This is a genomic window from Streptomyces africanus, from assembly GCF_002150735.1.
In the GTDB taxonomy this organism is placed as follows: Bacteria; Actinomycetota; Actinomycetes; order Streptomycetales; family Streptomycetaceae; genus Streptomyces; species Streptomyces africanus.
The window spans coordinates 1-20,555 of the sequence record NZ_MUKA01000339.1 but is presented as its reverse complement, the minus strand read 5'-3'; the positions used below and the strand labels follow the sequence as shown (position 1 = coordinate 20,555).

The following is a 20,555-nucleotide window of genomic DNA, read 5'->3' as shown; positions in this document are numbered from 1 at the left end:
GACCGGTGTGCTGGTCCTGCTGGCCTTCCCGGTCCTGGCCGCGGCCCTGTTCGCCCTGGAGGCGGACCGCAAGTTCGGTGCGCACGTCTTCGACTCCGCCAACGGCGGGGCGTTGCTGTGGCAACACCTCTTCTGGTTCTTCGGCCATCCAGAGGTGTACATCATCGCGCTGCCGTTCTTCGGGATCATCTCCGAGGTCATTCCGGTCTTCTCCCGCAAGCCGATGTTCGGTTACACGGGTCTGATCGGCGCGACCATCGCGATCGCGGGTCTGTCCGTGACGGTGTGGGCGCACCACATGTACGTCACCGGCGGTGTGCTGCTGCCGTTCTTCTCCTTCATGACCTTCCTGATCGCGGTCCCGACCGGTGTGAAGTTCTTCAACTGGATCGGCACCATGTGGAAGGGCTCGCTGTCCTTCGAGACACCGATGCTGTGGGCGACCGGCTTCCTCATCACCTTCACCTTCGGTGGTCTGACCGGCGTCATCCTGGCCTCGCCGCCGATGGACTTCCACGTCTCCGACTCGTACTTCGTGGTGGCCCACTTCCACTACGTCGTCTTCGGCACCGTCGTCTTCGCGATGTTCTCCGGCTTCCACTTCTGGTGGCCGAAGTGGACCGGCAAGATGCTCGACGAGCGGCTCGGCAAGATCACCTTCTGGACGCTGTTCATCGGCTTCCACGGCACGTTCCTCGTCCAGCACTGGCTGGGTGCCGAGGGCATGCCGCGCCGGTACGCGGACTACCTCGCGGCCGACGGCTTCACCGCGCTGAACACGATCTCGACGATCAGCTCGTTCCTGCTCGGCATGTCGATCCTGCCGTTCTTCTACAACGTGTGGAAGACGGCCAAGTACGGCAAGCCGGTCGGCGTCGACGACCCGTGGGGCTACGGCCGCTCCCTGGAGTGGGCGACCTCCTGCCCGCCGCCGCGGCACAACTTCATCACCATGCCGCGGATCCGCAGTGAATCCCCGGCGTTCGACCTGCACCACCCGGAGATCGCCGCCCTCGACCAGCTCGAGAACGTCGGTCACGGCGAGAAGGCCATCGCTGGTGGCAAGGAGGCCGGCAAGTGAAGATCCAGGGCAAGATGTTCATGTGGCTGAGCGTCTTCGTCCTCGCCATGGCGGTCGTCTATGGCGTGTGGTCGAAGGAGCCGGCCGGTACCACGGCCCTCTTCCTGGCCTTCGGCCTGTGCATCATGATCGGCTTCTACCTCGGCTTCACGGCCAGGCGGGTCGACGTCGGTGCGCAGGACAACAAGGAGGCGGACGTCGCGGACGACGCCGGCGAGGTCGGGTTCTTCAGCCCGCACAGCTGGCAGCCGCTCTCCCTGGCCATCGGTGGCGCCCTCGCCTTCCTGGCCATCGCGATCGGCTGGTGGCTGCTGTACTTCTCGCTGCCGATCATCCTGGTCGGCATCTGGGGCTGGGTCTTCGAGTACTACCGCGGTGAGAGCCGCACCCAGTAACACGAGCCGAGCGCTCCAGGGGCCCGGACACTCCGTGAGGAGCGTCCGGGCCCCTGCTTTTGCCGCAATCCATGTCACTCGAACGAGTCACCCGGCGTGCCGCTCTTGACGCCGCTTCCTAGCGTGAGGTCATGAGCCACACAGCGATCTCCCGCCCCCGCACCGCCGTCAGTTGCACGCTGCTGGTGACAGCCCTCTGCGCGGGCGTCACCGCCTGCGGCTCGGACGGCAACCCCCTCTCCCACCGCCCCTACGACGCGGCGGACCAGATATCCTTCAACGCCCCCTCCGAGGGCCGCAAGAAGGCCGACCCGGACAAGCCCCTGGAAGTGGTCGCCGAGGACTCCGACGGGCGCATCACGGACGTCACGGCCCACGACGCCACGGGACGCTACGTGGCCGGCGAACTCTCCGCCGACGGCGGCCGCTGGCACAGCACCTCACCGCTCGCCGCCAACGCCAGCTACACGGTCCGGGTGAGCACCGAGGACGAGGACGGGGCGCCCGGCCGCAAGGTCCTCACCTTCGACACCGGCAAGCCCACCAGCAACAAGCGCCTGGACGTCACCTTCGGTCCCAAGGCGGGCACGTACGGCGTCGGCCAGCCCGTCACGGCCGTGCTGAGCCAGCCCGTCAAGGACAGGTCCCAGCGGGCCGTCGTCGAACGGGCCCTGAAGGTCTCCTCCACGCCCGCCACGGAGGGCGCCTGGCACTGGGTGGACGACAAGGAGCTCCACTACCGCCCGAAGGACTACTGGCCCGCACAGGCCACCATCCAGGTCCGCAGCAACCTGGAGGGCATCAAGGTCGGCGACCGTGTGCGGGGCGGCAAGGCCAAGCCGCTGACGATCAGCACGGCCGACAAGGTCATAGCCGTCACGGACGCCGCGGCCCACCAGATGACCGTCTACAAGAACGACGAGATCGTCCGGCAGATCCCGGTCACCACCGGCAGGCCCGGCTACGACACCCGCAACGGCGTCAAGGTCGTCCTCGCCAAGGAGGGCACCGTCCGGATGACCAGCGCCAGCATCGGCGCCTCGGACTTCTACGACCTGGTCGTCCACCACTCCGTGCGGGTCACCAACAGCGGCGAGTACGTGCACGCCGCCCCCTGGTCCGTCGGCTCCCAGGGCTACGCCAACGTCAGCCACGGCTGCACCGGCATGAGCACCGAGAACGCCGCCTGGTTCTACGACACCGTCCGCGAGGGCGACATCGTCAAGGTCATCAACTCCGGCGGCGACACGATGGCCCCCTTCGGCAACGGCTTCGGCGACTGGAACCTCGAGTGGAAGCAGTGGCGCACAGGCAGCGCCCTGACGGCCGGCACCCCGGAGGGCCCCACCCCGGCGGACAGGGCCCGCCTACGCCCGCAGAGCGCCTGAACGCCCTCAGGGGCATCGTCCCCAGGGGCGCGGGGCTGTGTCGATAAGCGGCTCCGCCGCGTGGGCGCGACAAGCCACAGACCACCCGCACCCGCCCACGACGAGGCCCCCGAGCTCCTAGGCGTTCAAAGCCGCCCGCGACCGCAACAAGGAAGCCAGGGCAGCAGCGAACTCCACCGGCTCCACCGGCAACGTCACCGCCGACTCCGCGCGACTCCAGGTCGCGAGCCACGCATCCTGCGGCCGCCCCATGAGCAACAACACCGGCGGACAATCGAACACCTCGTCCTTGATCTGCCGGCAGAGCCCCATGCCCCCCATCGGCACGGCCTCACCGTCCAGCACACAGACATCGATCCCACCCCGGTCCAGCTCCCTGAGCACCGCGTCCGGAGTCGCACACTCCACGAACTCCACCAGAGGAACGTCCGGCGCCGGCCGCCGTCCCGTGGCGAGCCGCACCTGCTCGCGGGTGTTGGAGTCGTCGCTGTAGACCAGCACCGTGGCGGTCGGCTGCATTGTTCCTCCGTGACGTCAGCGTCGTAAGGACAGGCCCGTTGGGCCGGATGCTACTCCCTTGAACACCACGTCAACACCGGTACGACCGGGTCAGACACTCCGAACGGCACCCCCCGGAGTGAGGGCGGGATAAGCGACCGACATAATGTCGGTCGTGGCGACAGCAACGACAGTAGAAACCGGGCACGCGCACCCGTCGGTCAATCGGCCGAACCTCACCAGCGTCGGAACCATCATCTGGCTGAGTTCCGAGCTGATGTTCTTCGCGGCCCTCTTCGCGATGTACTTCACCCTGCGATCGGTGACGGGTCCCGATCACTGGAAGGAGATGGCTGCCCATCTCAACTTCCCGTTCTCGGCGACGAACACCACCATCCTGGTGCTCTCCTCGCTCACCTGCCAGCTCGGCGTCTTCGCCGCAGAGCGCGGTGACGTGAAGAAGCTGCGGATGTGGTTCATCGTCACCTTCGTGATGGGTGCGATCTTCATCGGAGGTCAGGTCTTCGAGTACACCGAGCTGGTCAAGGACGCGGGCCTGTCCCTGTCCTCCGACCCGTACGGCTCGGTCTTCTACCTGACCACCGGCTTCCACGGCCTGCATGTGACGGGCGGTCTCATCGCCTTCCTGCTGGTCCTGGGCCGGACCTACGCGGCCCGGAGGTTCACCCACGAGCAGGCGACCGCCGCGATCGTCGTGTCCTATTACTGGCACTTCGTCGATGTCGTCTGGATCGGCCTCTTCGCCACGATCTACATGATCAAGTAGCGGGACCGCAGCGCGCGCCCGACGAGGCACGCATCCCAGAAGCACCGACGCAGAAGATCCTGACACCGGGGTAATCCGTGAAAAAGCTCTCCGCACGACGACGCCACCCGTTGGCGGCGGTCGTCGTCCTACTCCTCGCGCTGCTCTTCAGCGGGGGGCTGTACGCCGTGTTCGCACCCACGAGCAAGGCTGAGGCCGACGAAACCGCCCAGTCACTCACCATCGAGGAGGGCAAGAAGCTCTACTCGGTCGGCTGCGCCAGTTGCCACGGCACCGGCGGTCAGGGCACCTCCGACGGGCCGAGCCTGGTGGGTGTCGGCGCCGCCGCCGTCGACTTCCAGGTGGGCACCGGCCGTATGCCGGCCGCCACCTCCCAGGGCCCGCAGGTCCCGAAGAAGAAGAACATCTACAGCCAGGCCGAGATCGACCAGCTCGCGGCCTACATCGCCTCGCTGGGCGCCGGTCCTGCCGTCCCGACCGAGGAGCAGTACGGCCCCCAGGGAGCCGACATCGCCAAGGGCGGTGAGCTGTTCCGCACCAACTGCGCGCAGTGCCACAACTTCACCGGCAAGGGCGGTGCGCTGACGCACGGCAAGTACGCGCCGACCCTTGAGGGTGTCGACCCGAAGCACATCTACGAGGCCATGGAGACCGGCCCGCAGAACATGCCGTCCTTCCCCGACACCACGCTGTCGGAGAAGAACAAGAAGGACATCATCGCGTACCTGGACGCGGTCAACAGCAGCAAGTCCGAGAGCCCCGGCGGCCTCGAGCTCGGCGGCCTCGGGCCGGTCAGCGAGGGCCTGTTCGGCTGGATCTTCGGTCTCGGCGGGCTGATCGCCGTCGCCGTGTGGGTCGCCGCCCGGACCGCAAAGGCCAAGAAGTCATGAGTAGCCAAGACATTCCAGAAGAGAACCTGCCTGCTGAGCAGTCCGAGCAGTCCGCAGGACATGACGAGCACGGGCACGGGGCGCTGACCCCCGCGGACGAGCACCCGTTCGCCGACCCGGGCCTGCCCCCTCACGAGCACCGGATCCAGGACGTCGACGAGCGGGCCGCCAAGCGGTCCGAGCGCTCGGTCGCCCTGCTGTTCACGGTGTCGATGCTGGCCACCATCGCCTTCATCGCCTCGTTCGTGGCGCTCCCGGTCGACAAGTCGGTCTACATCTTCCCGCTGGGCCACATCAGCGCGCTGAACTTCGCGCTGGGCCTGACGCTGGGCATCGCGCTGTTCTGCATCGGCGCGGGCGCGGTCCACTGGGCCCGCACCCTGATGTCGGACGTGGAGATCGCCGACGAGCGGCACCCGATCGAGGCGGAGCCCGAGGTGCGCGAGAAGGTCTTCGCGGACTTCAAGCAGGGCGCCAAGGAGTCCGCGCTCGGCCGCCGCAAGCTGATCCGCAACACCATGTTCGGCGCGCTCACGCTGGTGCCGCTCTCCGGTGTCGTGCTGCTGCGCGACCTCGGCCCGCTGCCCGAGGACAAGCTGCGTCACACGCTCTGGTCCAAGGGCAAGCTGCTCGTCAACATGAACACGAACGAGCCGCTGCGTCCCTCCGACGTCGCGGTCGGCTCGCTGACCTTCGCCAAGCCCGAGGGCCTGGAGGAGCACGACCACGACTTCCAGAACGAGATCGCCAAGGCCGCCCTGATGATCGTCCGGATCCAGCCGGAGAACATCAAGGACAAGCGCGAGCTCGAGTGGTCGCACCAGGGCATCGTCGCGTACTCGAAGATCTGCACCCACGTCGGTTGCCCGATCTCCCTGTACGAGCAGCAGACGCACCACGTGCTCTGCCCCTGCCACCAGTCCACCTTCGACCTGTCCGACGGTGCCCGAGTGATCTTCGGTCCCGCCGGTCACGCCCTGCCGCAGCTGCGCATCGGCGTGAACGACGAGGGCTACCTCGAGGCGCTCGGCGACTTCGAAGAGCCCGTCGGTCCTGCCTTCTGGGAGCGCGGATGAGTAACAAGGACGACCGCCGCAAGGCACCCGCCGGAGAGCGGGTCGCCGACTGGGCCGACGGCCGCCTGGGGATCTACTCCCTGGCCAAGGCCAACATGCGCAAGATCTTCCCGGACCACTGGTCCTTCATGCTGGGTGAGATCTGCCTCTACAGCTTCATCATCATCATCCTGACGGGTGTGTACCTGACGCTGTTCTTCCACCCGTCGATGAACGAGGTGGAGTACCACGGCAGCTACGTCCCGCTCCAGGGGCAGCTGATGTCGGAGGCGTTCGCCTCCACGCTGGACATCAGCTTCGACGTCCGCGGCGGTCTGCTCATCCGGCAGATCCACCACTGGGCGGCGATCATCTTCCTCGCCGGCATGTTCGTGCACATGATGCGCGTCTTCTTCACCGGCGCGTTCCGCAAGCCGCGCGAGATCAACTGGATGTTCGGCTTCCTGCTGTTCGTCCTGGGCATGTTCACCGGTTTCACCGGCTACTCGCTCCCGGACGACCTGCTCTCCGGCACCGGTGTCCGCTTCACGCAGGGCGCGATCCTGTCCGTGCCGATCGTCGGTACGTACATCTCGATGTTCCTGTTCGGCGGGGAGTTCCCGGGCACCGACTTCGTCGCCCGGTTCTACTCGATCCACATCCTGCTGCTGCCGGGCATCATGCTCGGGCTCGTGGTCGGCCACCTGATCCTGGTCTTCTACCACAAGCACACCCAGTTCGCGGGTCCCGGCCGGACCAACAAGAACGTCGTCGGCATGCCGCTGCTGCCGGTCTACATGGCCAAGGCCGGAGGCTTCTTCTTCCTGGTCTTCGGTGCCATCGCGGCCCTCGCCGGCATCGCGACCGTCAACCCCATCTGGGTCCTGGGCCCCTACCGGCCCGACCAGGTGTCGACGGGCGCGCAGCCCGACTGGTACATGGGCTTCGCCGAGGGTCTGGTCCGCGCCATGCCGGGCTGGGAGATCAACCTCTGGGGCCACACGCTCGTCCTGGGCGTGTTCATCCCGCTGGTCCTCTTCGGCCTGTTCCTCGGGATCATCGCCCTCTACCCGTTCATCGAGTCGTGGGTCACCGGGGACAAGCGCGAGCACCACATCCTGGACCGGCCGCGCAACGCCCCGACGCGCACGGCCTTCGGTGTCGCCTGGGTCACCGGCTACATGATCATGCTGATCGGCGGTGGCAACGACATCTTCGCCACCCACTTCCATCTGTCGATCAACTCGGTCACCTGGTTCGTCCGGATCGGGTTCTTCCTCGGACCGGTCGTCGCCTTCATCATCACCAAGCGCATCTGCCTCGGCCTCCAGCGCCGCGACAAGGAGAAGGTGCTGCACGGCCGCGAGTCGGGCATCATCAAGCGCCTGCCGCACGGTGAGTTCATCGAGGTGCACGAGCCGCTCAGCCAGGAGCAGATGTACACGCTCACGGCGCACGAGCAGTACAAGCCGGCCGAGATCGGCCCGACGGTCGACGAGAACGGTGTCGAGCGCAAGGTGAAGGGCTCCGAGAAGCTGCGCGCCAAGCTCAGCGAGTCCTACTACGGCGAGGGAGCCCAGATCCCGAAGCCGACCGCCGAGGAGTACCGGGAGATCACGAGCGGCCACGGCCACCACTGATCACTGCTTCGCCACGCCACAGAAGGGCCCCGTCCGGTGTTCGGACGGGGCCCTTCGCGTGCCCTGGGGCTGGATAGGGTGGACCTCGTTGAGACTCTCGTCCCGTAGTGCGGGACGCCTGACCCTGGAGCGGCTTATGAGCGCTGTGACCCCCGCTGGAGGCGACACCGCGGCGGGCCGCTCCTGGCCCCTGCTGTTGAACGGTCTGCTGGACCGCCGGGACCTGACCGCCGACGACACCGCGTGGGCGATGGACCTGATCATGCGCGGCGAGGCGACGGACGCCCAGATCGCCGGCCTCGTGGTGGCGCTGCGGGCCAAGGGCGAGACCGTCGAGGAGATCGCGGGGTTCGTCCGGGCGATGTACGCGCACGCGAACGTGATCGAGGTGCCGGGCCCGGCCGTCGACATCGTCGGCACGGGCGGCGACGGGGCGAAGACCGTCAACATCTCCACGATGTCGGCGATCGTCATCGCCGGCACGGGCGCGAAGGTCGTCAAGCACGGCAACCGCGCGGCGTCGTCGGCGTCCGGGGCGTCGGACGTGCTGGAGAAGCTCGGCGTCAACCTGGAGCTGCCGACGCACCGGGTGGCCCAGGTCGCCGAGGAGGCCGGGATCACCTTCTGTTTCGCGGCGAAGTTCCACCCGGCGATGCGCCACGCGGGCGCCGCGCGCGGCCAGTTGGGCATCCGGACGATCTTCAACGTCCTCGGTCCGCTGACCAACCCGGCGAAGGTACGCGCCCAGGCCGTCGGTGTCGCGGACCCGCGCATGGCACCGATCGTCGCGGGCGTCTTCGCCGAGCGCGGCCACTCGTCCCTGGTCTTCCGGGGCGACGACGGCCTCGACGAACTGACCACCACCGCCACGTCCAGAGTGTGGGTCGTCCGCGACGGCAAGGTGACCGAGGAGGCCTTCGACCCGCGCGACGTGGGCCTCGAACTCGTCCCCGTGGAGGCCCTGCGCGGCGCCGACGCCTCCTACAACGCGGAGGTCGCCCGGCGGCTGCTCGACGGCGAGACGGGCCCGGTGCGCGACGCGGTCCTGCTGAACTCGGCGGCGGCCCTCGTGGCCCTCGAACCCGGCCCGGGGACACTCGCCGAGCAGATCGGCGCCGGCATGGCGAAGGCGGCCGCATCGATCGACTCCGGGGCCGCCAGGCGGACCCTGGAGCGGTGGGTGGCGGCGAGCAACGCGTAGGGCTGTCTGACGCCGGGTGTCCCGCGATCCGGACTCGGGTTGCGGGACGCCGATCTTTTCGCGTACGTTCCTGACCAGGTCATGAGTGACAGTCATGAGGCCCCGGCCGACTGTCCGGCAACCCTCCGTCCGTGGCGGGGTGCCCCGGGTGAAGACCAGGCCGCAGGCAGCGAGGTCTGTGGCAAGCGCGTGACGAGGAGTCTCTCGTGAACCAGCGAATGCGATAGGGCCGCAGAGCCCCGCCTCCGCACCCCTCTTTCCTTCACCCCCGCTCGAGGCACGTCCTCGCGGGCGGATTCCACCTGCCTTCACGGGAGTTCCGTCATGTCCGTCTCCACCGTCGCCGCCGCCCAGTCCGTTTGTGCCCCGCTGCCCGTTCTGGGCCGGGACGTCACCGTTCCGCTCGTCACAGGGGGCGAGGTCACCTACGCCGCGCTCGACTACGCCGCCAGCGCCCCGGCGCTCCAGCGGGTCTGGGACGACGTCGCCGCCTACGCGCCGTACTACGGCAGCGTCCACCGCGGGGCCGGGTACCTGTCCCAGCTGTCGACCGACCTCTTCGAGAACGCCCGCCGGACCGTCGCGGAGTTCCTCGACTGCCGGGACGGTGACCAGGTGGTCTTCACCCGGTCCACCACCGACTCCCTCAACCTCCTCGCCGCCGCGCTCCCGGCCGGCTGCCAGGTCTTCGTCTTCGAGACCGAGCACCACGCCTCCCTGCTGCCCTGGCGCGACGCCCGCGTCACGTACCTCGACGCCCCGCGCAGCCCCCGCCAGGCCGTCGAGACCCTGGAGCGCGCCCTCGCCGACCGTACTGTGTCCATTGAAGAGGGGTACGGCCCGGCCCTGGTCTGCGTCACCGGCGCCTCGAACGTCACCGGCGAACTGTGGCCCGTACGGGAACTCGCGGCGGCCGCGCACGCGCACGGCGCCCGGATCGTGCTCGACGCCGCCCAGCTGGCCCCGCACCACCCCGTGTCCGTCGCCGACCTCGACGTCGACTGGGTCGCCTTCTCCGGGCACAAGCTGTACGCGCCCTTCGGGTCCGGTGTCCTGGCCGGGCGGGCCGACTGGCTGCGCGAGGCCGAGCCGTATCTCGCGGGCGGCGGCGCCAGCCGCAAGGTCACCCGGCGCACGGACGGGGGAGTGGACGTGGAGTGGCACGACAGCGCCGCCCGTCACGAGGCCGGATCGCCCAACGTCATCGGCGCCTACGCCGTGGCCTCCGCCTGCAAGGCGCTGACGGAGGCCGGCTTCGACACCCTCGTCGCCCGGGAGCAGTACCTGGTCGGGAAGGTGCGGGAGGGGCTCGCCGACGTCCCTCAGGTGCGGTTCCTGTCCCTCTTCGGGGACGACGCCCCGCGCGTCGGTGTGCTCTCCTTCGTCGTCGAGGGCTGGAACAGCTCCCACTTCGCCGCGGCGCTCTCCGCCGAGTACGGCATCGGCGTGCGGGACGGGCTGTTCTGCGCCCACCCGCTGGTGCGCACGCTGCTCGGCAGCGACCCGCAGACGCAGGGCGAGTGCGGGTCGCCCGAGGCCGCGCCCGGCGAGAAGTCCCTCAACGCCATCCGGGTCAGCTTCGGCGCGGGCACGCCGGACGAGCACGTGGAGCGGTTCGTACGGGCCGTGCGCGAGCTCGTGACGGACGGGGCGCGGTGGAGCTACCGCACGGAGGACGGGCGTTGCGTGCCGGACACCTCCGCCTGAACGGGTTCGGACACCGGACGTAGCCGGGTGCCGAGGACGATCACCCGCAGGGCCCGTTCCGTGGCGTCGGTGAGCAGTTCGCTCGCGTGCAGCAGTGCCTCGGCCGGCTCCATCGGGGCGGGCAGGATGCCGTGGCAGGCGTCCACGCCCGGCACCTCGTGCGCGCCCTCGCCGAGCGTGCCCGCCAGGGCCAGGACCGGGCGGCCGTGGAGCGTGGCCCGGCGGGCCACCTCGGCGGGGACCTTGCCGCGCGGCGTCTGGCGGTCCGGGGCCCCTCGGCGGTGATCACCAGGTCGGCGCGGGCCGGCCGGGCGTCCAGGTCGAGGTGGTCCAGCAGCACGTCGAAGCGGGGGAGGAGCCTGGCGCCGAGCGGACAGGGCCGCCGTACGAGGGGAGAAAGCCATGCGCCCGATCCTGCGGCCGGATCCGGAGCCGATGGTGAACCCCGGATGAAGAACTCTTCATCCGGGGCCCGGCAGGCTGGACGGCGCTAGCTGTCCAGCCCGATCGCGAACGCCGCCTCCAGGTCGTGCTGCGAGTAGGTGCGGAACGCCACGTGCGTGTCCGTGCCCTCCACGCCGGGGATCTTGCTGATCCGGCCGGGGATGACCTCCGCCAGGTCCTCGTGCTGCTTCACCCGGACCATCGCGATGAGGTCGTAGGTGCCGGTGACGGAGAAGACCTCGCTGACGCTGTCCAGCGCCGCGATCGACTCCGCGATCTCGGGGATCCGGTCCACGCTGGTCTTGATGAGGACGATCGCGGTGATCACGGCTGGTTCTCTCCCTCAGGGGCCGGAGCAGGGGCGGACTTCACTCTAGTGGGACCGGCGGGACGGCCGTAGCGGACCGACGCGTAGCCGAAGCCGAGGCCGAAGCCCACCAGGTGGGCGAGGTAGGCCACGCCCGGCCCGTCCGGGGCCCGCCCCGCCGCCAGCCACTGGAGCGCCGCCCAGAACGGCAGCACGACCCAGGCCGGGAAGCGCACCGGCAGGAAGAAGAGGAACGGCAGGAGACTGGTCACCCGGGCCCGGGGGAACAGATAGAGGAACGCACCGAGGACCGCCGAGATCGCCCCCGACGCACCGACCAGGGACTGCTCGGAGTCCGCGTTGGCGGCGGCGTAGCCCAGCAGGGCCAGAGAGCCGCAGCCGACGTAGAACAGGGTGAACTGCACCCGGCCCATCCGCTCCTCGGTCATCGCCCCGAAGACGTAGAGGAAGAGCATGTTGCCGAGCAGGTGCACCCAGCTGCCGTGGACGAAGAGGGCCGTCGCGGGGGTGAGGGCCGATCCGGCGGACCCCTCGAACAGTTCTGCGGGGATCACGCCCCAGCGCCGGAAATAGGCCCGCTGCGCGGCGAGCAGCTCGTCGCCCGTGCCGTACGCAGGGCCGAGCCCCGAGGCGGGTCCGGCCAGGAAGACCGCGCAGCACAGGGCGATCAGTGAGTACGTCACCGGCGCCGACGACCCCCGGACCGATCTGCCGGCCCGGACGATCGACGCACTCCACTTGCTGATCATGGCTACAGAGCATGACGTAACCGGACGCAACCGCACAGACCGCCTCGCCGCCGTGGACGCGTGGGCGGCGAGGACCCGCCAGGCCGTAGGGTTACGAGCCACACGCACCGGGGATGCCGGTGGCGTCACGGACACTAGAAGGAAAGAGAACAGGCCACGATGACGGTTCCCCTGCCGACCGCCGAGACGCGGTGGCGCTGCACCCTCTGCGGCAACCTCACGAGGTTCGACGTGACCCGCTCCTCGAAGGTCGTCGAGTACGTCCACCTCGACCTGGCCGGAGAGCCGAAGGTCGAGGAGCGCGAGGTGCTCAGTGAGACCATCGAGTCGGTGCGCTGCCGCTGGTGCAACGCGGTGGACCAGGTGGAACTCGTGGACAGGCCGGGTGCCGGCTCCTGAGGGGAGCCGGCTCCGCACAGGCATTGGGGTGTGACGGATGGTGGAGACCACAGGCGGGGGGCCGGGCGACGGCGCCGCCGAGGTGCTCGACCGTCCGCTGCCCGACGGCGTGCGCCGCAGAGTCGTCCAGATCGTTTCCGACGGCTTCGGTTCGCTGACGGTCGGCGAGCTGCCCGCGCAGCTCAGGCAGTACGCCCGGTTCGCCCCGAACCGCCGGGCCAAGTTCGCCGGCAACGCCATGGCCGCGGCACTGGAGACCGACCCGCTGTTCCGGCAGCGCATCGGGGAGAAGCTCAGAGAGGCCCAGCCGGAACTGACCGGCGCCCTCGACTCAGGCTCCCCGCCCCCGGCCGCGGACCCGCTCGACGTGGCGGCCGCGGCCTACGTACTGCGGCCCCACGGCTGGGTGAAGCTCGTGACCGCCGCCGGCGAGGAGGCCCAGCGGGCGGACGCCGAGCGGGCCGACGAGGAGAACCGCGCCGAGCTGGAGCGGCTGCGCACCGAGCTGGACCGGGCCCGCGACCACACCAGGGCCGAGACGGAGCGGCTGCGCACGGAGCTGGAATCGGCCAAGAAGGAAACCGAGTCGCTGCACCGCAAGCTGCGCGCCGCCCTCAGCGACGTCAAGCGCGGCGAGGCCGCCCTGCGCAAGGCGCACGGCGAGATCGAGGCCGTCCGCGCCGAGGGGCAGGCCCAGGTGTCCGCCGCCGAGAGCGAGAGCCGGCGGCTCAAGGCCCGGCTGGGGGAGACCGAGGCCGCCCTGGAGGCAACGCGCCGGGCCGCGCGCGAGGGCCGCAGCGTCGAGGACATGCGGGTACGGCTGCTGCTGGACACCCTGCTGGACGCCACCCAGGGGCTCCGGCGCGAACTGGCCCTGCCGCCGGTGTCCGTGCGGCCCGCCGAGACCGTGGACGCCGTCGAGCCGGGCCGGATGAGCCCCAAGGACATCGCCGCCCGCGCCCTGTCCGAGGACGACCCGCAGGTCCTCGACCAGCTGCTGGCACTGCCGCAGGCCCATCTGGTCGTCGACGGTTACAACGTCACCAAGACGGGTTATCCGCAGATGCCGCTGGAGAAGCAGCGCCTGCGGCTGCTGGGGCAGCTCTCACAACTGGCGGCGCAGAGCGGCGCCGAGGTCACGTGTGTCTTCGACGGGGCCGAACTGGCCGCGCCGGTCCTGCTCGCGCCCCCGCGCGGAGTCCGGGTGCTGTTCTCGAAGCCGGGCGTCACCGCCGACGAGCTGATCCGCCAGCTGGTGCGCGCGGAGCCGCCCGGCCGGCCGGTCATCGTCGCCTCCACCGACCGGGAGGTCGCCGACGGCGTGGCCCGCGCGGGCGCCCGACCGGTGGCCTCGGCGATGCTGCTGAAGCGCCTTTCGCGGGGCTAGCGACTGTTCGCACCATGCGTAACGTACGGGCTTCATGCCCGAATTGGTGAGGTCTGTGTGCCACGTTGCGTCAAATGGGGCTCACCGCCTGTGAGTCAAGGTGAAAAGATGGCTCACCGTGACGCAATTTTTCAGCTGAGGATTTGAACTGATCACAGGAAGGTCACTAGGGTCAGGCCGAACCTCCGCTCGGGTGATCACTCATCGGGAGAGACGGCGGAGGAGCCAGAAGGAGCTTTTCACCCGTGGCGTCCCACCGTCGTCCCAAGCAGCCGAGCCGCGCACGTGTGACCGTGTTGACCACCGCCGCCGCCGCTGCCGTCGCCTTCAGCTCGCAGGCCGCCAACGCCGCCCCCAGCGAGAAGCCGAGCAAGGACGAGGTCAAGGCCAAGGTCGACAAGCTCTACGAGCAGGCGGAGCAGGCCACCGAGAAGTACAACGGGGCCAAGGAGAAGCAGGAGAAGCTCCAGAAGGAGATCTCCACGATCCAGGACAACGTCGCCCGCGGCCAGGAGGAGCTCAACGAGCTGCGCGACAGCCTGGGCCTCGCGGCCGCGTCGCAGTACCGGACCGGCTCCATCGACCCCTCCGTGCAGCTCTTCCTCTCCGCAGACCCGGACGACTACCTCGACAAGGCCTCCACGCTCGACCAGTTGAGCAGCCAGCAGGTCGAGGCGCTGAAGAAGGTCCAGGAGAAGCAGCGCGAACTCGCCCAGGAGCGCGCCGAGGCCTCCGAGAAGCTCAAGGACCTCGCCTCCACCCGGGCCGAACTCGGCAAGAAGAAGAAGGAAGTCCAGGGCAAGCTCGCCTCCGCGCAGAAGCTGCTCAACAGCCTCACCGCCGCCGAGAAGCAGGCGCTCGCCGCCGAGCAGGACCGCGCCAGCCGCGACAGCGAGCGCGACGCCATCACCGGCAACGTCCCGCCCGGCTCCGGACGCGCCGCCGCGGCCTACGCCTTCGCGCAGAGCCAGCTCGGCAAGCCCTACGTCTACGGCGCCACCGGCACGAGCTCCTACGACTGCTCCGGCCTCACCTCCCGGGCGTACGCCGCGGCCGGCGTGCAGATCCCGCGGACCTCCGAGGCGCAGGCCCAGTACGGCACCAAGATCTACTCGGTCAGCCAGCTCAAGGTCGGCGACCTGGTCTTCTTCTTCAACGACCTGCACCACGTCGGCCTCTACGCCGGCAACGGGCAGATCATCCACGCCCCGCGCACCGGCACGGTCGTCCGCTACGAGTCGATGGACACCATCGGCGGCCCGTTCATGTTCGGCGTCCGCGTCTGATCCCGGCGCCCGGGAGTCCCCGGCGTCTCCAAGATCAGGACACCGTGTCCGCCGTTCGGGCGAATCACGGCAACGTCGAGTGAGCCCACGCCCCGCCGGTGACCTGCGTCAGTGGCGGGGCGTCGTGCCGCATACCCACGGATGGTCGTTGGCGGCCCCCCGTCGCGCCGCTACTGTCTGCCGCGTTTCCTAGTCCGCCAGCGGAAGGAGAGCGGCTTCCCGTGGGGTCCCATCGCCGTCTTGCACCGTCCGGGTTCGACCGGAACGCCAGTGTCGCGGTCAGCTTCCTTTCGGTCACGGCCGCCGCCCTGGGCGCGGTACCGGCCCCGGCCGCACCGTACGACGACACCCGGGCCACGGTGGACCGCCTCTACGAGCAGGCCGAGAAGGCGACCGAGGCCTACAACGAGGCCGACGAGCGCGCCGACCGGCTGCGCGACGAGGTCGGCACCGCCCGGGACCGGATCGCCCGGCAGCAGCAGCGCATCAACTCCATGCGGGAGTCGCTCGGTTCGCTCGCCGGTGCCCAGTACCGGTCGGGCGGCATCGACCCGTCCCTCGCCCTGCTGTTCTCCGACGACCCGGACGACTATCTCGACAAGGCCTCCCGGCTGGACCGCATCACGGCCCACCAGGCCGGTGAGCTGAAGGAGCTTCAGCAGGCCATGCGCGAACTCGCCCAGGACCGTGCGGAGGCCGCCGGCAAGCTCCGCGACCTGGAGAAGAGCCGCAAGGCCGTCGCTGCCCACAAGAAGACCGTCGAGCACAAGCTCGCCACCGCCCGGCGGCTGCTCAACTCCCTTCCGGACAGCGAGCGTGACGCCTACGGCCGCGCCTCCCGCTCCGGCCGCGACGGCATCCCCGGCCTCGGCGGCGCCACCGCCGCCACGGGACGCGGAGCCGCCGCCGTGGCCGCCGCCCGCAGCGCGCTCGGCAAGCCCTACATCTGGGGCGCCAACGGCCCCTCCGGCTTCGACTGTTCGGGCCTGACGCAGTGGTCGTACGCGCAGGCCGGGGTCTTTCTGCCGCGCACCTCGCAGGCCCAGCGGTACGCCGGCCGGCAGGTCCCGCTGTCCGAGGCGCGCCCCGGCGACCTGGTCGTCTACCGGGGCGACGCCAGCCATGTCGGGATGTACATGGGCGACGGCCAGGTCATCCACGCGCCCTATCCCGGCGCGCCCGTGCGCTACGACCCGGTCGGGATGATGCCCGTCTCGTCCGTCACCAGGGTCTGACCGGCGCGGCCCGGCGCCCGTACGATCGGGACCGTGGCTGGTCGAAGGTCGAGGTCCCCGGTGGTGGCGCTCGTCGTGCTGCTCGTCGCCCTGACCGGATGCGGCGGCCGGTCCGCCGCCGACAGCGCCACGGCGGACGTCCAGCGGCTCCTCGACCGGCGGGCCGCCGCGGTCCTCGACCACGACGAGCGGTCCTACGCGCGCACGGGCGCGGGGGCGGATTTCGCCCAGGTGCGCGCGCTGCCCCTGGCCGCCTGGTCGTACCGCGTGACCGCCCTGCACCGCAGCGGCGACACCGCCACCGCCGACGCCGAACTGCGCTACCGCGTCGCGGGGTACGACCGGGCGCCGGTGACCGCCGGCCGCACCCTGCGGCTGAGCCGCGACGCGGACGGGCAGTGGTCCGTCGACGCCGACCGGCCCGCCAGGAAGTCCGCCCAGCAGCTGTGGGACCAGGGCGCCGTACAGGCCGTCCGGGGCGAGCACAGCCTGGTCCTCGGCGTCGGACAGTCCGGCCGGTCGCTGCGCGGCTTCGCGGACCTGGCCGACCGCGCGGTGCCCGCCGTCTCCCAGGCGTGGGGCAGGGACTGGGGCCGACGCGTCGTCCTGCTCGTACCGAAGTCGCTGGAGGGGATGGCCAGGCTGCTCGGCTCACCCGCCTCCTCCTACCGCGGCATCGCGGCGGTCACCACCGGCGAGACGGGAGCACCGGCGCGGGCGCCCGCGGACCGCGTCATCGTCAACCCGGACGCGTTCGCCCTCCTCGGGAGCCTGGGCGAGCAGGTCGTCGTCACCCACGAGACGACCCATGTCGCCACCCGCGCCCACACCACCCCCGCCACCCCGCTCTGGCTGTCCGAGGGCTACGCCGACTGGGTCGGCTACCGGGCCGCCGGCCGCACCCCGCCCGAGGCCGCGCCCGAACTGTCCCGCGCGGTGACCCAGGGCCGGATCCCGTCCGCCCTCCCCGGCGACAGGGACTTCGGCTTCACCGGCGACGCGAGCCGCCTGGCCCGGGCCTACGAGAGCGGCTGGACGGCGTGCCGGCTGATCGCCGACCGCTGGGGCGAGGCGCGGCTGAGCGCGTTCTACCGGGCCGTCGGGGAGCACCGGAAGCGGGCCGGGGCGGTGGAGGAGGCGATGCGCGACGTGCTGGGGACGACGCCGGAGGCCTTCACGGCGCAGTGGCGGGACTATCTGAGGGTCCAGCTGGGCTGACCGCCCGCGGCCCTCTTGGGCGGGCGTGCCGTCCCGGCGGGCTCCCGCTCAGGTGGAGACCGGGGTCTCGTCGGTGCGGGTGGTGGGCTGAGCGGGTACGGGGGCGGGGGCCGTGCGCGGTACCGTCGCCCGCCACAGGGCGCGGGCGGCGAGGAGCGTGGCGGCGACGAGCAGGCCGTTGCGCAGGAACAGCAGGGTCAGGCCGAGGCCGTCGCTGGCCACCACGTTGGCGAAGTAGAGCGGGAACTCCAGCACCGTCACGAAACACGCCACCAGGACGAGCCCGACCGGCAGCCGCATCCGGCTCCCGGGGAAGTACAGGCAGACCGCGGCCAGCCCGACCAGCCACACCATGTACTGCGGGCTGATCACCCGGCTGGTGGTGGTGAACATCAGCACCGCCACGAAGGCCGCGTCGGCGACCGTGTGCTCCTCGAAGGTCCGGGCCAGCAGCCGCCACAGCACCAGCCAGCCGAAGGCCGCCCCCGTCAGGAACAGCGCGCCCGTGCTCACCTCGCTCACGTACGGCCCGAGGAACTCGATCGAGCCGTAGTGCAGCCGCACCTCGCCCCGCCAGCCGAAGTGCCGGGCGACATGGAAGACCAGCGCGCCCAGCGACTCCACCTCGGTGCCCCGGTCGCGCTGGGAGGTCAGGAAGGTGAACGCCCCCGGCGCGGCCAGGGCGCACACGCCCGTCACCGCGACGCCGGTGACCAGGGCCGACACCCAGGAGGCGGGCCGGCGGGCGGCCAGCAGGAGCATCGCCGGCCAGACCTTCAGCAGCGCGCCGAACGCGGCCAGCACCCCCATCACCTTGGGGTGCCGGGCGCCCGCGAGCAGCGCCGCCACGGCCACCGCCGTGACCATCACGTCGTAGCGCGCGTACACCGTCGGCCCGAGCAGCGGCACGCCCGCCACCCACACCCAGGCGCCGCGCAGCGACCTGCCCGGGCGCCGGCCCGCATATGCCAGCAGGGCCAGGACGGCCAGGTCGGTGACGCAGACCAGCACGAAGAACGCGGTCGCGTAGGGCAGGAAGGGCAGCAGGCCGGGGGAGAGGATCGCCAGGGCGGCGGCGGGCGGGTACTGCCAGGTGACGTCCTCCCGAGGGAACGTTCCGCTGCGCAGGACGTCGTACCAGCCGTGGTAGATCACGGACACGTCGCTCGTGACGTCCGGGCCCGGGAAGACGTACACCTTCAGTACGAACAGCAGCAGCACCAGCCTCGTGATGCCCCAGGCCACCAGCAGCCATGCCAGGGACCGCTTCGCGCCCGTCGTCCTCACCGAATCCCTGCCCGTCCGCGTGCCGTGTCGAAGAAGCCATGATGTCCCCGACAGCTGTGAGCGTGCCACACCTGCCGGCGTGCAGGGCCGTGCGGGGCGGTTCGGTAGGGTCGGCGGCGTGCGCAAGACCCTGATCGTGACGAACGACTTCCCGCCCCGGCCGGGCGGCATCCAGGCGTTTCTGCACAACATGGCGCTGCGGCTGGACCCGCAGCGGCTGGTCGTCTACGCGTCGACCTGGAAGCGGAGCCGGGAGGGCGTGTCGGCGACCGCCGCCTTCGACGCCGAACAGCCCTTCACCGTCGTACGGGACCGCACGACCATGCTGCTGCCGACGCCGGGCGCCACCCGGCGGGCCGTCGGGCTGCTGCGGGAGCACGGGTGCACCTCCGTGTGGTTCGGGGCGGCGGCCCCCCTCGGCCTGATGGCACCGGCGCTGCGGAGCGCGGGCGCCGAACGGCTGGTCGCCACCACGCACGGCCACGAGGCCGGCTGGGCACAGCTGCCCGCCGCCCGGCAGCTGCTGCGCCGGATCGGCGACTCCACGGACACGATCACCTACCTCGGCGAGTACACGCGCTCCCGCATCGCCGGCGCGCTGAGCCCGCACGCGGCCGCGCGGATGGCGCAGCTGCCGCCGGGCGTCGACGAGAAGACCTTCCACCCCGGCTCGGGCGGCGACGAGGTGCGGGCACGGCTGGGCCTGACGGACCGCCCGGTGGTGGTCTGCGTCTCCCGGCTGGTGCGGCGCAAGGGCCAGGACACCCTGATCCAGGCCATGCCCCGGATCCTGGCGGCCGAGCCGGACGCCGTACTGCTGATCGTCGGGGGCGGCCCGTACGAGAAGGACCTCCGCAGGCTGGCCCAGGACACGGGCGTCGCCGCCTCCGTCCGTTTCACGGGCCCGGTGCCCTGGTCCGAGCTGCCCGCCCACTACGGCGCCGGCGACGTCTTCGCCATGCCCTGCCGGACCCGCCGCGGCGGCCTGGACGTCGAGGGCCTCGGCATCGTCTACCTCGAGGCCTCGGCGACGGGCCTCCCGGTCGTCGCCGGTGACTCGGGCGGCGCCCCGGACGCGGTCCTCGACGGCGAAACGGGCTGGGTGGTCCGCGGCGGCTCTCCGTCGGAGGCAGCGGACCGCATCATCACCCTCCTGGGCGACGCCGGCCTGCGCCGCAGGATGGGCGAGCGAGGCAGGGAATGGGTCGAGGAGAAGTGGCGCTGGGACCTGCTGGCTGAGCACTTGAGGAACTTGCTGTAGGTGTCGTCCTTCAGGGGCGCGGGGCTGTATCGATGTGCGGCTCCGCCGCGTGGGCGCGATCAACCACAACGCACCCGCACACGCCCACGACGAAAACTCGGCACCCCACTAGGCGGAACCAAATAATCCGCCGATGCTGCGCACATGACATCAAACCTGACGCAGCGTCAGCTGACAAGACGTCAGATCCTGGGCATGGCAGCACTGCAAACCGCAGCCACCCTCGGATTCACCCGCATCGGCCTCGACTCCGCCCGAGCGGCGCAGCCCCCCGCAGTCGACACCGCCCCCGCCATCGTCATCGGCTCCGGCTACGGCG

Annotated in this window: 19 protein-coding genes, 1 pseudogene and 1 riboswitch; of the genes and pseudogenes, 15 read left to right on the top strand and 5 right to left on the bottom strand. The window is 70.5% G+C overall.

Going from position 1 to position 20,555, the window contains the following annotated elements; translation table 11 throughout:
- From CCL05_RS34660 to CCL05_RS34650, 3 genes are all read left to right on the top strand, one after another.
- Nucleotides 1-1,081 (top strand): cytochrome c oxidase subunit I (locus tag CCL05_RS34660; protein ID WP_208641681.1); only part of this gene is annotated, 1,081 nt, incomplete at its 5' end.
- Nucleotides 1,078-1,476: a cytochrome c oxidase subunit 4 gene (locus tag CCL05_RS34655; RefSeq protein ID WP_086564613.1), complete on the top strand. Its 399-nt coding sequence runs from the start codon at nucleotides 1,078-1,080 to the stop codon at nucleotides 1,474-1,476. The genes CCL05_RS34660 and CCL05_RS34655, both read left to right, overlap by 4 nt.
- 131 nt (nucleotides 1,477-1,607) lie before the next feature.
- Nucleotides 1,608-2,864 carry a L,D-transpeptidase gene (locus tag CCL05_RS34650; protein WP_086564612.1) on the top strand — a complete coding sequence of 419 codons (1,257 nt, stop codon included), beginning with the start codon at nucleotides 1,608-1,610 and terminating at the stop codon, nucleotides 2,862-2,864.
- A gap of 117 nt (nucleotides 2,865-2,981) precedes the next feature.
- Here the strand turns inward: CCL05_RS34650 and CCL05_RS34645 are convergent, their stop codons facing one another.
- Nucleotides 2,982-3,383 (bottom strand): response regulator, encoded by a 402-nt coding sequence (locus CCL05_RS34645; protein ID WP_086564611.1) that lies wholly within the window; start codon nucleotides 3,381-3,383, stop codon nucleotides 2,982-2,984.
- A gap of 145 nt (nucleotides 3,384-3,528) precedes the next feature.
- Between CCL05_RS34645 and ctaE the strand changes: the two genes are divergently transcribed.
- From ctaE to CCL05_RS34615, 6 genes are all read left to right on the top strand, one after another.
- The gene (gene ctaE, locus CCL05_RS34640) at nucleotides 3,529-4,149 is read left to right on the top strand and encodes an aa3-type cytochrome oxidase subunit III (protein ID WP_020272940.1); all 621 of its coding nucleotides are present in this window, start codon (nucleotides 3,529-3,531) and stop codon (nucleotides 4,147-4,149) included.
- Between the two features lie 77 nt (nucleotides 4,150-4,226).
- A complete protein-coding gene (gene qcrC, locus CCL05_RS34635; protein ID WP_086564610.1) occupies nucleotides 4,227-5,039 on the top strand; it encodes a cytochrome bc1 complex diheme cytochrome c subunit in 813 nt (270 codons plus the stop codon).
- The gene (gene qcrA / locus CCL05_RS34630) at nucleotides 5,036-6,115 is read left to right on the top strand and encodes a cytochrome bc1 complex Rieske iron-sulfur subunit (protein WP_086564609.1); all 1,080 of its coding nucleotides are present in this window, start codon (nucleotides 5,036-5,038) and stop codon (nucleotides 6,113-6,115) included. The genes qcrC and qcrA overlap by 4 nt, the downstream gene beginning before the upstream one ends.
- A complete protein-coding gene (gene qcrB / locus CCL05_RS34625; protein ID WP_086564608.1) occupies nucleotides 6,112-7,734 on the top strand; it encodes a cytochrome bc1 complex cytochrome b subunit in 1,623 nt (540 codons plus the stop codon). The genes qcrA and qcrB overlap by 4 nt, the downstream gene beginning before the upstream one ends.
- Before the next feature lie 136 nt (nucleotides 7,735-7,870).
- Nucleotides 7,871-8,935 (top strand): anthranilate phosphoribosyltransferase, encoded by a 1,065-nt coding sequence (gene trpD / locus CCL05_RS34620; protein WP_086564607.1) that lies wholly within the window; start codon nucleotides 7,871-7,873, stop codon nucleotides 8,933-8,935.
- A 77-nt stretch (nucleotides 8,936-9,012) separates the two neighbouring features.
- A riboswitch (SAM riboswitch) is annotated at nucleotides 9,013-9,129 on the top strand.
- A gap of 130 nt (nucleotides 9,130-9,259) precedes the next feature.
- On the top strand, nucleotides 9,260-10,642 hold the full coding sequence (locus CCL05_RS34615; RefSeq protein ID WP_086564606.1) for an aminotransferase class V-fold PLP-dependent enzyme: 1,383 nt from the start codon (nucleotides 9,260-9,262) through the stop codon (nucleotides 10,640-10,642).
- Here the strand turns inward: CCL05_RS34615 and CCL05_RS34610 are convergent.
- The 3 genes and pseudogenes from CCL05_RS34610 to CCL05_RS34600 form a co-directional block, all read right to left on the bottom strand.
- Nucleotides 10,597-11,012 (bottom strand): annotated as a pseudogene (locus CCL05_RS34610) (glycerate kinase); the annotation flags it as partial. The gene CCL05_RS34615 and the pseudogene CCL05_RS34610 sit on opposite strands and share 46 nt — an antisense overlap.
- A gap of 120 nt (nucleotides 11,013-11,132) precedes the next feature.
- Nucleotides 11,133-11,414 carry an Lrp/AsnC family transcriptional regulator gene (locus CCL05_RS34605; RefSeq protein WP_086564605.1) on the bottom strand — a complete coding sequence of 94 codons (282 nt, stop codon included), beginning with the start codon at nucleotides 11,412-11,414 and terminating at the stop codon, nucleotides 11,133-11,135.
- Nucleotides 11,411-12,163: a rhomboid family intramembrane serine protease gene (locus CCL05_RS34600; RefSeq protein ID WP_086564604.1), complete on the bottom strand. Its 753-nt coding sequence runs from the start codon at nucleotides 12,161-12,163 to the stop codon at nucleotides 11,411-11,413. Before CCL05_RS34600 ends, CCL05_RS34605 begins: the two co-directional genes overlap by 4 nt.
- Nucleotides 12,164-12,322: 159 nt before the next feature.
- Here CCL05_RS34600 and CCL05_RS34595 point away from each other — a divergent pair, with 159 nt between their 5' ends.
- The 5 genes from CCL05_RS34595 to CCL05_RS34575 all read left to right on the top strand — a co-directional run bounded on the left by CCL05_RS34595 (nucleotide 12,323) and on the right by CCL05_RS34575 (nucleotide 17,688).
- Nucleotides 12,323-12,562, top strand: coding sequence for a hypothetical protein (locus CCL05_RS34595; RefSeq protein WP_003989675.1), 240 nt, complete (start codon nucleotides 12,323-12,325; stop codon nucleotides 12,560-12,562).
- A gap of 37 nt (nucleotides 12,563-12,599) precedes the next feature.
- Nucleotides 12,600-13,949, top strand: coding sequence for an NYN domain-containing protein (locus tag CCL05_RS34590; RefSeq protein WP_086564603.1), 1,350 nt, complete (start codon nucleotides 12,600-12,602; stop codon nucleotides 13,947-13,949).
- A gap of 245 nt (nucleotides 13,950-14,194) precedes the next feature.
- Nucleotides 14,195-15,235 carry a C40 family peptidase gene (locus tag CCL05_RS34585; RefSeq protein ID WP_086564602.1) on the top strand — a complete coding sequence of 347 codons (1,041 nt, stop codon included), beginning with the start codon at nucleotides 14,195-14,197 and terminating at the stop codon, nucleotides 15,233-15,235.
- 221 nt (nucleotides 15,236-15,456) lie between these two features.
- Nucleotides 15,457-16,470, top strand: a complete 1,014-nt coding sequence (locus tag CCL05_RS34580; RefSeq protein WP_086564601.1) for a C40 family peptidase — start codon at nucleotides 15,457-15,459, stop codon at nucleotides 16,468-16,470.
- Nucleotides 16,471-16,503: 33 nt separating this feature from the next.
- Entirely contained in the window at nucleotides 16,504-17,688 is a 1,185-nt protein-coding gene (locus CCL05_RS34575) for a hypothetical protein (protein WP_086564600.1), read from the top strand.
- Between the two features lie 48 nt (nucleotides 17,689-17,736).
- Here CCL05_RS34575 and CCL05_RS34570 read toward each other — a convergent pair whose 3' ends face one another.
- A complete protein-coding gene (locus tag CCL05_RS34570) occupies nucleotides 17,737-18,975 on the bottom strand; it encodes a glycosyltransferase family 87 protein (protein ID WP_086564599.1) in 1,239 nt (412 codons plus the stop codon).
- A 118-nt stretch (nucleotides 18,976-19,093) separates the two neighbouring features.
- On the opposite strand from CCL05_RS34570, the gene CCL05_RS34565 reads away from it, so the two are divergent.
- Nucleotides 19,094-20,236, top strand: coding sequence for a glycosyltransferase family 4 protein (locus CCL05_RS34565; protein ID WP_086564598.1), 1,143 nt, complete (start codon nucleotides 19,094-19,096; stop codon nucleotides 20,234-20,236).
- Nucleotides 20,237-20,555: the final 319 nt, after the last annotated feature.